Below are 11,866 nucleotides of genomic sequence, written 5' to 3'. Positions count from 1 at the left end.
TTCAGACCTTATACCTTGTGTTTATAGAGGCGTGGTTGAAACGCCCGCCGCAGCGTAGTTCTGATAACTCGTCATCTGCCTGGCTATCTGCGAAATCTTGCTGGCGTAGTTCGGGTCGGTTGCGTAACCGGCCTTTTGCAACTCGCGCACAAACTGTTCCGGGTTATCGGCCGACTTCACGACATCTTGATAGCGATTGTTGGATTGCAACAACGTTACAAGGTCATGGAAGCTCTCCTTGTAGGAGTCGTAGGAACGGAACTCGGCCGTCTCCTTGACCATCTCGCCGTTCCTGAATTCGCTGGTGATCGCCCGCGCCGAATCGCCCTTCCAACTGCTGCCGGCCTTGATGCCGAACAGGTTGTGACTGCTGCTGCCGTCCTGGGCACGCATGACCGATTTGCCCCAGCCGGTTTCCAAAGCGGCCTGAGCCACAAGGTAACGCGGGTCGACGCCAATGCGATCGGCGGCCTCTTTGGCCATCGGCAGCATGGTGTTGACGAATTCGTCGGCGCTGCCGAAGGCTTTTTTCGCCGGTGCCAAGGGGATCTGCGCGATGGCGCGACCATGAATCTGCAGGGACCCACTCTCCGCTGCCTGGGCATTGGCCAGCCAGTCGCCGTTATACAAAGGCCCGGAACCACTGCTCGCGACGCGCTCGGGCAAGGGCGCCTTGTTAACCGCGGCAGCGCTGCTCGGCGTGGCGGAAGGCACCAGGCCCGCGAGCAAGCGATCGGCCAGTTTCGGCGGCAAGGCCAGGCGCCGCTGATTGATCAGCGCCATGTCATTGCGATGCGCGCCCTCGCCTGTCGGTGCACTGACCGAACGCGAAGCCCACAAAGGACGCTCGCCATTGACCCGCGACAGCGGCCCGTTGAGCGCCGTCGTGCCAGCGGCCACCGGGGTTTGCGCAGCGGCTTTGGCGGCCTCTTGCTTGGCGGCGGACAGCGTTGCCGCCTCACCCGGCGCCAGCGGCTTGTTCTTCGACATCTGGCGCATCAGCACGTCCGCCAGGCCGATACCGCCACCCTCGCGGGACATGGAAACCGCCAGTTGCTGGTCGTACATTTCCTGGTATTGCTTGGCCTCGGCGGTGTTCATCGGATTGTCCTTGCCCAGGGACTCGGTGGCCGAGCGCATCGACTTGAGCATCTCGCCGAGGAACAGCGACTCGAACTCCTGCGCCACCTTGCGCATGTTGGCGTCGCTGTTCTTGTCGCCGACCTTGAGCTGGTTTAGCCGGTTCAGGTCGGAAAACGCACCTGAATCGCTGCTGCTGACCCGACCGCTCTTGTACATGTCCATGGTCGCCGTCCTCAGATCACGATCAGGTCGGCTTGCAAGGCGCCAGCCTGTTTCAGTGCTTCAAGGATGGCCATCAGGTCGCCCGGTGCCGCGCCGACCTGGTTCACCGCACGCACGATTTCGTCGAGGGTGGTGCCCGGGCCGAACTTGAACATCGGCTTGGCTTCCTGCTCGGCGTTGACCCGCGAGCGCGGCACGACCGCCGTCTGGCCATTGGACAAGGGACCTGGCTGGCTGACGATAGGGTCTTCGGTGATGGTCACGGTCAGGCTGCCGTGGGTAACGGCGGCCGGGGAAACCTTGACGTTCTGGCCGATCACGATGGTGCCGGTGCGCGAGTTGATGATGACCTTGGCCACCGCCTGCCCCGGATCGATTTCAAGGTTTTCCAGGATCGACAGGTAATCGACACGCTGGCTCGGATCCAGCGGCGCCGTGACGCGCACCGACCCGCCGTCGATGGCCTGGGCCACGCCTGGGCCGAGCATGTCGTTGATTTTGTCGACGATGCGCTTGGCCGTGGTGAAGTCGGAACGGTTGAGGTTCAGGGTCAGGCTGTTGCCTTGGTTGAAACCGCTCGGCACTGCTCGCTCGACCGAGGCACCGCCCGGGATGCGCCCGGCCGACGGCACGTTGACCGTGATCTTCGAGCCGTCGCGACCCTCGGCATCGAAACCGCCGACCACCAGGTTGCCCTGGGCCACCGCGTAGACGTTGCCGTCGATACCCTTGAGCGGCGTCAGCAGCAAGGTACCGCCGCGCAGGCTCTTGGAGTTACCGATGGACGAAACGGTGATGTCGACCTGCTGCCCCGGCTTGGCGAATGCCGGCAAGTCGGCGCTGATCGAGACCGCCGCAACGTTCTTCAACTGCACGTTGCCCGAACCCGGCGGCACCTTGATGCCGAACTGCGAGAGCATGTTGTTGAAGGTCTGCAGGGTGAACGGGGTTTGCGTCGTCTGGTCGCCCGTGCCGTTAAGCCCGACCACCAGGCCGTAGCCGATCAATTGGTTGGAGCGCACGCCGGAAATGCTGGCGATGTCCTTCAGGCGCTCGGCTTGAGCGTTGAAGGCTGCCGACATCATCAAGGCTGCAACGATGAGACTTCTGAGATTCAACGTGACCACCTAGAAAGGGAACAGCGGGCTGAGGAAGAAACGGTCGAACCAGCCTGGCTGACTCGCATCGGCAAAGGAACCGGTGCCCGAGTAGGTGATGCGCGCATCGGCGACGCGGGTCGACGACACCGTGTTGTCAGTGGATATATCGTCAGCCCGGACCAGACCGGCAATCCGTACCAGTTCGTCACCGGTGTTGAGTGTCAGCCACTTCTCGCCGCGCACGGCGATGATGCCGTTGGGCAGGACGTCCGCCACCGTAACGGTGATCGAACCGGTCAGGCTGTTGCCCTGCCCGGCCTTGCTGTCGCCCTTGGTCGCGCGGTCGCCTTCGTAGCTGGCGTCCAGACTCAGGTCACCACTGCCAAACGGATTGTTGGTGCTGGGCGTGGAACCGAACAGCGAGCTCAGGCCGATACTGGCCTTGCTGTTCTTGCCAATTTGCGAGTTGGCGTTCTTGCTGGCCTGGGTTTTCTCGTTCAGGGTGATGGTGATGATGTCACCGACCCGGAACGCCTTGCGGTCGCTGTACAGGTTCTGCTCGAAACCGGCCTGGTAGATCGAGCCGTTGTTGGCGGCAGCCGGCAACGGCGTGCGCGGCAACACCGGGGCGTAGTAAGGGTCATTGGGCTTGGGCGTCACAGGCACGCAGCCTGCGAGCGCAGCGAGCGCAGCAATCCCACTCAATGCCAGAACAGAGACGAAGCGTTTCATGACCCTACCTCACGGTGTTGCAGGCGACCGCCTGGCCGCCCCATAGACTTGATTACAGATTCTGCGTTACGAACGAGAGCATCTGGTCGGCGGTGGAGATCACCTTGGAGTTCATCTCGTAGGCGCGCTGAGTGGTGATCATGTTGACCATCTCTTCAACGGTGCTGACGTTGGAGGTTTCCAGGGTGTTCTGCAGCGTGGTGCCGAAACCGGCCAGGCCTGGCGTGCCGACTTGCGGCGCGCCACTGGCGGCGGTCTCCAGGAACAGGTTGTTGCCCACGGCCTGCAAGCCAGCCGGGTTGATGAAGTCGGCGGTCTGCAGGTTGCCGATCACCTGGGAGGCCGGGTTGCCGGCGACGGTGATGGACACGGTGCCGTCCTTGCCCACGGTGAAGGTCTGGGCGTCGTTCGGAATGACGATCGCCGGTTCCAGGGCAAAGCCGCTGGCGTTGACGATCTGGCCGTTGGAGTCCAGGTGGAAGGTACCGTCACGGGTGTAGGACGTGGTGCCGTCCGGCTGCAGGATCTGGAAGAAGCCGCGACCGTCGATGGCCATGTCCAGGGGTTGTTCGGTGGTTTGCAGGCTGCCGGCGTTGAAGTTTTTCTGGGTGCCGACAATGCGCACACCAGTACCCAGTTGCAGGCCCGACGGCAGTTCGCTGTCCTGGGTCGACTGGGCGCCTGGCTGACGCTTGATCTGGTACAGCAAGTCCTGGAACTCGGCGCGGTCACGCTTGAAACCCGTGGTCGACACGTTGGCCAGGTTGTTGGAAATGGTGGTCAGGTTGGTGTCCTGGGCGGACAGACCGGTTTTGGCAACCCATAGAGCCGGAAGCATTCGATTCTCCTCGTGCGCCTGTTTTACGGCGCGACGTTCTGGTAATTAGCTGATCTGCAAGACCCGAGCCATGGCCTGGTCGTCTTCTTTGGCGGTATTCATCATCTTGATGTGCAGCTCGAACTGCTTCGACAGGGCCAGCACCTGCGTCATCTCGTCCACCGCATTGACGTTGCTCGACTCCAGGAAACCGGACACCAGCTTGACGCCGGCATCGGCTTGCGCCGGCTGGCCGTCCTTGGTGTGGATCGATCCGTCCAGGCCCTTGGTCATGTTCTTGATGTCCGGGTTGACCAGCTTGATGCGGTCGACTTCAGCCATGACGCGCGGACCTTCGCCCATCGCGCGGATGCTGATGGTGCCGTCCTCGCCCACTTCGATCTGCTGCTCGGGCGGCACGGCAATCGGTCCGCCATTGCCGATCACCGGCATGCCGTTGCCAGCCCGCAGCACGCCCAGGGCGTCCACCACCAGGCTGCCGGTGCGCACGTAGCTTTCACCGCCATCAGGGTTCTGCACCGCCAGCCAGCCGTTGCCTTGCACGGCGACGTCGAGGTCACGGCCGGTTTCCACCAGCGAACCCGGGGAGAAGTCGGTGGCCGGGCGTTCGGACAGGGCAAACGCACGCGCCGGAAAGCTGTCACCGAACACCGGCATCGAGCGCGCCTGCTCCAGGTCTTTCTGGAAACCGTTGGTAGAGATGTTCGCCAGGTTGTTGGCATGAGCCTTTTGCGCCAGTGCATTCTGGCTGGCACCGGTCATTGCCACATAAAGGTACTTGTCCACACGCTTTCCTCTGCCTGCCGGACGTTTGCCGCCCGATGCTGTACTGCCGTGGCATAAGCAATTTGCAGACCAAGTTGTTTTTGGCGGCGCGAGGGCCTGAAAACAAAGGACTTGAAGGTATTCAAAGGGGATGACGCGATTGTGTCGGAGACGAAAAACCGGCGGTGTCGTGCCGGATGGTGGCAAGGCTTGGCCTTGGGCAATGGCCACCACCGCCTTCGCGAGCAGGCTCGCTCCCACATTGGATCTGTTCCGCACCGAAGATCCCTGTGGGAGCGAGCCTGCTCGCGAAGAGGCCTGCACGATCACCGCAAATGGCAGCTAGGACTCAGTTTTGCCCACCTCATAGTCACGCAACTTGTTGGCAATGGTGGTATGCGAAACCCCCAACCGCTTGCCCAATTGCCGACTGCTCGGATGCTCGGAATACAATCGCTCCAGCACCGCTTTCTCGAAGCGCCCGACAATCTCGTCCAGCCCACCCTCCAGCGAAAAATCGCCAAGTGGCTGACGCACACCATAATCCGGCAGGCGAATATGCTCGGCCTTGACCGTCCCGCCATCGCACAGGGAAACCGCCTGGAACAGCACGTTTTCCAATTGCCGTACGTTGCCCGGCCAATGGTAATGGCTGAGCCGGTCCATGGCCGCTGGCGCCAGCTTGGGCAGTGGGCAACCGATCTGCCGACTGGCCTGGTCGAGAAAGTGCTCCACCAGCGGCGTCAAGCCGTCGAGGCATTCGCGCAGCGGCGGGATGTGCAACGACAGCACGTTCAAGCGGTGATACAGGTCCTGGCGAAACTCCCCGCGGGCACAGAGTTCGGACAAATCGACCTGGGTCGCGCAAATCACCCGCACATCGAGGTAAACCTCCTCATCGCTGCCTACACGACGGAAGCAGCCATCCTGCAGAAAGCGCAGCAGTTTCACCTGCAGGCGCGGGCTCATTTCCCCGACACCGTCGAGAAACAACGTACCGCCCGCCGTCAACTCCAGCAGCCCGAGCTTACCCTCGGCGCGAGCCCCCTCGAAGGCACCCGGGCCATAGCCGAACAATTCGGTCTCGGCCATGGATTCCGGCAGGCCGGCGCAGTTGAGCGCCATCAGCGGCGATTGTCCGCGCGGGCTGGCCAGATGGCAGGCACGCGCCAACAGTTCTTTACCGGTACCGGTTTCCCCTTCTATCAATAGCGGTGCATCGAGCGGGGCCATGCGCCGGGCTTCGCGCACCACCGCCGCCATCACCTTCGAGCTTTGGAAGATGCTGTCGAAGCCGCGCAACTCCTGCTTGCGTACGTTATAGATGCGCTCGCCCACCCGGTCGGCGCGATGCAGGGTCAACACTGCCCCGGCCATGGCTTCGCTGTCGTCATGCTCCGATTGCAGGGGCGCGATGTCGGCCAGGAACACATCGCCCTTGACCTTGACCCGCAGCCCGTTGATCCGCGATTTGTTGGCGCGCACCAGCTCGGGCAAGTCGAAATCCTCGGCATAACGCGACAAGGGAATCCCCGGCACTTCATCCACCCGCACGCCCAGCAACTGCGCCGCCGCGCGGTTGGCCGCGACGATCGAGCCACCCATATCGATCGACAGCACCGGAAACTCCAGCGCGCCGAGCAACGCATTGAGTTCCATATGCCGCCGTTCACTGGGCATCAGCCCTACGCGCTTGACGCCGAACACCCCGGCAATCGCCTCGAATTTCGGACGCAGCGCCTGGAACTGAATGTTGATGAGGTTCGGGCAGTGCAGGTAGATGGCATTGCCATGTTCGCCACCCACCTCGCCTCGCGCGACGTTGATGCCGTACTCGACCAGCAGGTTGAGAATGTCGCGCAGGATGCCGATGCGGTTCTGGCAGTGGACTTTGATACGCATATAGAGGCCCGGACAGTAATGAAGAGGCCCTTGGCAGGATTTTTTCTGCAGGAGCGCTCAGTTAGTCGTCAAGATTATGTGACAGGTGGAGGGCTTTTCCCACCCGCCAATCTCAACATCTGCGCGATGACGCTCAATACGTAACGAATACTTTACGATTTTCCAGGGATTTTTCCGCTCAGGACGCGGTTCACCGGCTGCAACGATGCAATTGATGGGGTATTCCTAGGTCCATAGCAGTGCATAACAAGAACGAATCCCCTAGCAGGAGAGCAGCATGAAGCAGACGCAATACGTGGCTCGTGAGCCCGATGCGCAAGGTTTTATCGACTACACCGCCGAAGAACACGCGGTGTGGAACACGCTGATCACTCGCCAACTCAAAGTGATCGAAGGGCGTGCGTGCCAGGAATACCTGGACGGCATCGAAAAACTCGGTCTGCCCCACGACCGCATTCCGCAACTGGGCGAGATCAACAAGGTCCTCGGTGAAACCACCGGCTGGCAAGTCGCCCGCGTTCCGGCGCTGATTCCCTTCCAGACCTTTTTCGAATTGCTCGCCAGCAAGCAGTTTCCAGTGGCTACCTTCATTCGTACCCGCGAAGAGCTGGATTACCTGCAAGAGCCGGACATTTTCCACGAGATCTTCGGCCACTGCCCATTGCTGACCAACCCCTGGTTCGCTGAATTCACCCACACCTACGGCAAACTTGGCCTGCAGGCTTCCAAGGAAGAACGCGTATACCTGGCGCGCCTGTACTGGATGACCATCGAATTCGGCCTGCTCGACACCCCGCAAGGCCAGCGCATCTACGGTGGCGGTATCCTGTCTTCACCGAAAGAAACCGTGTATTGCCTGTCGGATGAGCCTGAACACCAGGCATTCGATCCGCTGGAGTGCATGCGCACGCCTTACCGTATCGACATCCTGCAACCGCTGTATTTCGTGCTGCCGAACCTCAAGCGCCTGTTCGACCTGGCCCACGAAGACATCATGGGTATGGTCAAGCAAGCGATGCAGATGGGTCTGCACGCGCCGAAATTTCCGCCAAAACCAAAAGCCGCGTGAACCGCAGCTTTTAGAATCAAGTGAGCCTGTCCGGAACCGACGCTTTGCTTTAGCGTGGTGACATTGACGGCCGAATTCCAATAATACGATTTCAGGAACCCATCATGACCGCATTAACCCAAGCCCACTGCGAAGCCTGCCAAGCCGGCGCCCCACAAGTCAGCGATGAAGAACTGCCGGAACTGATCAAGCAGATCCCCGACTGGAACATCGAAGTTCGCGACGGCATCATGCAGCTGGAAAAGGTTTTCCTGTTCAAGAACTTCAAGCATGCCCTGGCGTTCACCAACGCCGTCGGTGAAATCTCCGAGGCCGAAGGCCATCACCCAGGCCTTTTGACCGAGTGGGGCAAAGTCACCGTGACTTGGTGGAGCCACTCCATCAAGGGCCTGCACCGCAATGACTTCATCATGGCCGCGCGTACGGACATCGTTGCCAAGGACGCCGAGGGCCGCAAATAATGCATTTCGACGCCATCGGCCGGGTGCCCGGCGACCCGATCCTCGGCCTGATGGAGGCCTATGCGCAGGACCCCAACCCGCGCAAGTTCGACCTCGGCGTGGGTGTCTATAAAGACGCCCAGGGCCTGACGTCGATTCCCCAGGCGGTGAAACTCGCCGAGGCGCGACTGGTGGATCGCCAGACCACCAAGACCTACATCGGCGGGCATGGCGACCCGGCCTTCGGCAAGGTCATCAACGAGTTGGTGCTCGGCGCCGACTCGAAGCTGATCAGCGCACAGCGCGCCGGCGCCACCCAGACCCCGGGCGGCACCGGTGCGTTGCGCTTGAGCGCGGACTTCATCGCCCAATGCCTGCCGGGCCGTGGCGTCTGGCTGAGCAATCCGACCTGGCCGATCCACGAAACCATTTTCGCCGCGGCCAAGGTCAAGGTCAGCCATTACCCGTACGTGGGCAGCGACAACCGCCTGGACGTCGATGCGATGCTCGCCGTGCTCAATGAAGCCCCCAGGGGCGACGTGGTGCTGCTGCACGCCTGCTGCCACAACCCGACCGGCTTCGATCTGTCCCATGACGACTGGCGCCGGGTGCTGGACGTGGTGCGTCGGCGCGAGTTGCTGCCGCTGATCGATTTCGCCTACCAGGGCTTCGGTGACGGCCTGGAGCAGGACGCGTGGTCGACTCGACTGTTTGCCGCCGAGTTGCCGGAAGTCCTGATCACCAGCTCCTGCTCGAAGAACTTCGGCCTGTACCGCGACCGCACCGGCGCGCTGATTGTCTGCGCAAAATCCGCGGACAAGCTCACCGACATCCGCAGCCAACTGGCCAACATCGCCCGCAACCTGTGGTCGACGCCGCCGGATCACGGCGCTGCCGTGGTGGCGACCATCCTCGGCGACCCGGAACTGAAAAACCTCTGGGCCGACGAAGTGGAAACCATGCGCTTGCGCATTGCGCAACTGCGCAGCGGCTTGCTCGAAGCGCTGGAGACTTACGGTTTGCGTGAGCGCTTTGCGCACATTGGCGTGCAGCGCGGGATGTTTTCCTACACCGGGTTGTCGCCGGAGCAGGTCAAGCAACTGCGCGATCATCACAGTGTGTACATGGTTAGCTCGGGGCGGGCGAACGTTGCCGGCATTGATGCTACGCGTCTTGATCTGTTGGCCGAGGCGATTGCCAAGGTCTGCAAATAACCTCAAGCACGCTGTAGCCCCCTGTGGGAGCGAGCCTGCTCGCGAATGCGGTATTTCAGTCACATCGATGCTGGATGTGCTATCGCTTTCGCGAGCAGGCTCGCTCCCACAATTGTTTTAAGTCCTCCTCCAGATTTGTATAGACAACCCCATTCGTCGAAACAAATAGATATAAAAGTCTGTTTGTCATTTCTCGTGCTGTATCCTGCCCAGGCTTTTTTGAAAGCGCGGATCTACCAGATCTATCAACAGACTTAGCGAGGAGCGCTACCATGCACGAGATTCCTAATCTCCCCTTCCCAAGCCTGCACGTACCTGAGCAGACGACCACGCAACAAGCCGGCGCCCAACAGCCCGAGCCGAAAGAAGCCACTGGCAGCCGCCAGGCTGACAGCGAAGACTGAAACACCCGCCGTACAGACTGTGTGGAAAGCGCTAACATGCGCTTTCCACACCGCCTGAACTGTGAGCCCTCCATGACCGACGAATTTTCCGAAGCCCAAGCCAGCGTCCTGATCGGCACCGCCGAGAAAATGATCGAGATCTGGAATCGTCTCTCACCCGAAAAACAAGCCGCCCTGCTCGCCCGCTTCGGCAGTGAAGAAAATGCCTTGGCCGCCCTGGTCACCACGCAACTGGTAGCGCCTGCCAAGCCCTGACCGATCCCGTCCGGCAAATAGTTTTACTTTTTCCACGACCGGCAGCCGCTTGCGCCGCTATCATAAGCAGCCTATCTAATCCTGCTTTCCCGTGGACCTTTACCCATGTCTGAAAACCAGCGCCCCCTGGCGGTCACGCTGCAAGTTGTTTCCATCGTCCTGTTCACCTTTATCGGCTACCTCAATATCGGCATTCCGCTGGCGGTACTGCCGGGCTATGTCCATAGCGACCTGGGCTTTGGCGCCGTGATCGCCGGGCTGGTGATCAGCGTGCAGTACCTCGCCACCCTGCTCAGCCGCCCCTACGCCGGGAAAATCATCGACAACAAGGGCAGCAAACTGGCGGTCATGTATGGCCTGGCCGGCTGTGGCTTGAGCGGCGTGTTCATGTTGCTATCGGCCTGGACCCAAAGCCTGCCGATGCTCAGCTTGATCAGCCTGCTGATTGGTCGCCTGGTGCTCGGCAGCGCCGAAAGCCTGGTGGGTTCCGGCTCCATTGGCTGGGGCATCGGTCGGGTTGGCGCGGCGAACACCGCCAAGGTCATCTCCTGGAACGGCATCGCCAGCTACGGCGCATTGGCCGTGGGCGCCCCCTTGGGCGTGCTGCTGGTAAAACAGTTGGGCTTGTGGATCATGGGCGTGAGCATTGTGCTGCTGGCAGTACTTGGCCTGCTGCTGGCCTGGCCGAAAACCGCCGCGCCCATTGTTGCCGGTGAACGCTTGCCGTTCATGCACGTGCTCGGTCGGGTGCTACCTCATGGTTGCGGCCTCGCCCTGGGCTCGATCGGCTTTGGCACCATCGCTACCTTCATCACGCTCTATTACGCCACCCAACACTGGGACAACGCCGTGTTGTGCCTGAGCCTGTTCGGTGCGAGCTTCATCGGTGCGCGCCTGTTGTTTGGCAACCTGATCAATCGCCTCGGCGGTTTTCGCGTGGCTATTGCCTGCCTGTCCGTGGAAACCCTGGGCCTGCTGCTGCTGTGGCTGGCACCCGACGCGCACTGGGCGTTGGCCGGCGCTGCCTTGAGCGGTTTCGGTTTCTCGCTGGTGTTTCCGGCGCTGGGTGTCGAAGCGGTCAACCTGGTACCGGCCTCCAGTCGGGGCGCGGCGGTCGGGGCCTACTCGCTGTTCTTCGACTTGTCGCTGGGGATCACCGGGCCAGTCGCCGGAGCGGTGGCGGCGGGATTCGGCTTTGCGTCGATCTTCCTGTTTGCCGCCCTTGCTGCGCTCAGCAGTTTGATGCTCTGCCTCTATCTGTATCGGCAAGCACCGAAGCAACGCCAGGCGCGGGAGTCGCGCTAAAAGTCGACCTTGCCGCGCCCGGCCTTGATATTGCCGCGCTTGCTCTTGGACTCGAGCCGTCGGGTTTTCGAACCGAGGGTCGGCTTGGTCGGCCGGCGTTTCTTCTCGACCTTGGTGGCGCTCTGGATCAACTCGATCAAACGCTCCAGCGCATCGGCGCGGTTCTGCTCCTGGGTCCGGTACTGCTGGGCCTTGATGATCAACACGCCTTCGCTGGTGATGCGACTGTCGCGCAGCGCCAGCAGCCGCTCCTTGTAGAACTCGGGCAAGGACGAGGCTGGAATGTCGAAGCGCAGGTGCACGGCACTGGAAACCTTGTTGACGTTCTGCCCACCTGCCCCCTGGGCGCGGATGGCGGTCAACTCGATCTCGGCATCCGGTAGATGCACGTTGTTGGAAATCACCAGCATGGAAAAAGCGTCCGTATTCAGAGAGTGCAGGATACCGCGAATAGGTGGGAGGAATACGGACCTTGTGGGAGCGAGCCTGCTCGCGAAGGTGGTGTGCCAGGCAACAGTGACGCCGACTGACAGGCCC

The 11,866-nt window shown here is 61.4% G+C and carries 13 protein-coding genes; 6 read left to right on the top strand and 7 right to left on the bottom strand.

The features are described 5' to 3' along the window. Window positions 1–21: 21 nt before the first annotated feature. The 6 genes from flgJ to ACIO0C_RS06045 form a co-directional block, all read right to left on the bottom strand. Window positions 22–1,305 (bottom strand): flagellar assembly peptidoglycan hydrolase FlgJ, encoded by a 1,284-nt coding sequence (gene flgJ / locus ACIO0C_RS06070; protein WP_401309099.1) that lies wholly within the window; start codon window positions 1,303–1,305, stop codon window positions 22–24. An 11-nt stretch (window positions 1,306–1,316) separates the two neighbouring features. After that, on the bottom strand, window positions 1,317–2,390 hold the full coding sequence (locus tag ACIO0C_RS06065; RefSeq protein WP_008055490.1) for a flagellar basal body P-ring protein FlgI: 1,074 nt from the start codon (window positions 2,388–2,390) through the stop codon (window positions 1,317–1,319). A 42-nt stretch (window positions 2,391–2,432) separates the two neighbouring features. Then, window positions 2,433–3,137 (bottom strand): flagellar basal body L-ring protein FlgH, encoded by a 705-nt coding sequence (gene flgH, locus ACIO0C_RS06060; RefSeq protein ID WP_401309097.1) that lies wholly within the window; start codon window positions 3,135–3,137, stop codon window positions 2,433–2,435. 52 nt (window positions 3,138–3,189) lie between these two features. Then, on the bottom strand, window positions 3,190–3,975 hold the full coding sequence (gene flgG / locus ACIO0C_RS06055; RefSeq protein WP_008055493.1) for a flagellar basal-body rod protein FlgG: 786 nt from the start codon (window positions 3,973–3,975) through the stop codon (window positions 3,190–3,192). A 45-nt stretch (window positions 3,976–4,020) separates the two neighbouring features. Then, window positions 4,021–4,761: a flagellar basal body rod protein FlgF gene (locus tag ACIO0C_RS06050; protein ID WP_008055495.1), complete on the bottom strand. Its 741-nt coding sequence runs from the start codon at window positions 4,759–4,761 to the stop codon at window positions 4,021–4,023. Window positions 4,762–5,082: 321 nt separating this feature from the next. Then, entirely contained in the window at window positions 5,083–6,642 is a 1,560-nt protein-coding gene (locus ACIO0C_RS06045; protein ID WP_020796934.1) for a sigma-54-dependent phenylalanine hydroxylase transcriptional regulator PhhR, read from the bottom strand. A gap of 277 nt (window positions 6,643–6,919) precedes the next feature. Here ACIO0C_RS06045 and phhA point away from each other — a divergent pair, with 277 nt between their 5' ends. The 6 genes from phhA to ACIO0C_RS06015 all read left to right on the top strand — a co-directional run bounded on the left by phhA (window position 6,920) and on the right by ACIO0C_RS06015 (window position 11,329). Further along, window positions 6,920–7,711, top strand: coding sequence for a phenylalanine 4-monooxygenase (gene phhA, locus ACIO0C_RS06040; protein WP_110752699.1), 792 nt, complete (start codon window positions 6,920–6,922; stop codon window positions 7,709–7,711). Between the two features lie 104 nt (window positions 7,712–7,815). Beyond that, on the top strand, window positions 7,816–8,172 hold the full coding sequence (locus tag ACIO0C_RS06035) for a 4a-hydroxytetrahydrobiopterin dehydratase (protein WP_401309091.1): 357 nt from the start codon (window positions 7,816–7,818) through the stop codon (window positions 8,170–8,172). Next, entirely contained in the window at window positions 8,172–9,365 is a 1,194-nt protein-coding gene (locus tag ACIO0C_RS06030; protein WP_401309088.1) for an amino acid aminotransferase, read from the top strand. The genes ACIO0C_RS06035 and ACIO0C_RS06030 overlap by 1 nt, the downstream gene beginning before the upstream one ends. 272 nt (window positions 9,366–9,637) lie before the next feature. Further along, window positions 9,638–9,769: a hypothetical protein gene (locus ACIO0C_RS06025; RefSeq protein WP_007984112.1), complete on the top strand. Its 132-nt coding sequence runs from the start codon at window positions 9,638–9,640 to the stop codon at window positions 9,767–9,769. A gap of 72 nt (window positions 9,770–9,841) precedes the next feature. Continuing rightward, window positions 9,842–10,024 carry a hypothetical protein gene (locus ACIO0C_RS06020; RefSeq protein ID WP_020796929.1) on the top strand — a complete coding sequence of 61 codons (183 nt, stop codon included), beginning with the start codon at window positions 9,842–9,844 and terminating at the stop codon, window positions 10,022–10,024. A gap of 105 nt (window positions 10,025–10,129) precedes the next feature. Then, window positions 10,130–11,329, top strand: a complete 1,200-nt coding sequence (locus ACIO0C_RS06015; protein ID WP_401309084.1) for an MFS transporter — start codon at window positions 10,130–10,132, stop codon at window positions 11,327–11,329. Here the strand turns inward: ACIO0C_RS06015 and arfB are convergent. Next, window positions 11,326–11,739, bottom strand: coding sequence for an alternative ribosome rescue aminoacyl-tRNA hydrolase ArfB (gene arfB / locus ACIO0C_RS06010; RefSeq protein ID WP_180202868.1), 414 nt, complete (start codon window positions 11,737–11,739; stop codon window positions 11,326–11,328). The genes ACIO0C_RS06015 and arfB overlap by 4 nt on opposite strands. Window positions 11,740–11,866: the final 127 nt, after the last annotated feature.

Origin of the sequence: Pseudomonas sp. NPDC087336 (assembly GCF_044744285.1) — a bacterium.
In the GTDB taxonomy this organism is placed as follows: domain Bacteria; phylum Pseudomonadota; class Gammaproteobacteria; order Pseudomonadales; family Pseudomonadaceae; genus Aquipseudomonas.
Note: the sequence above shows the minus strand (reverse complement) of the source record. Positions and strands in the feature narration are given on the sequence as shown.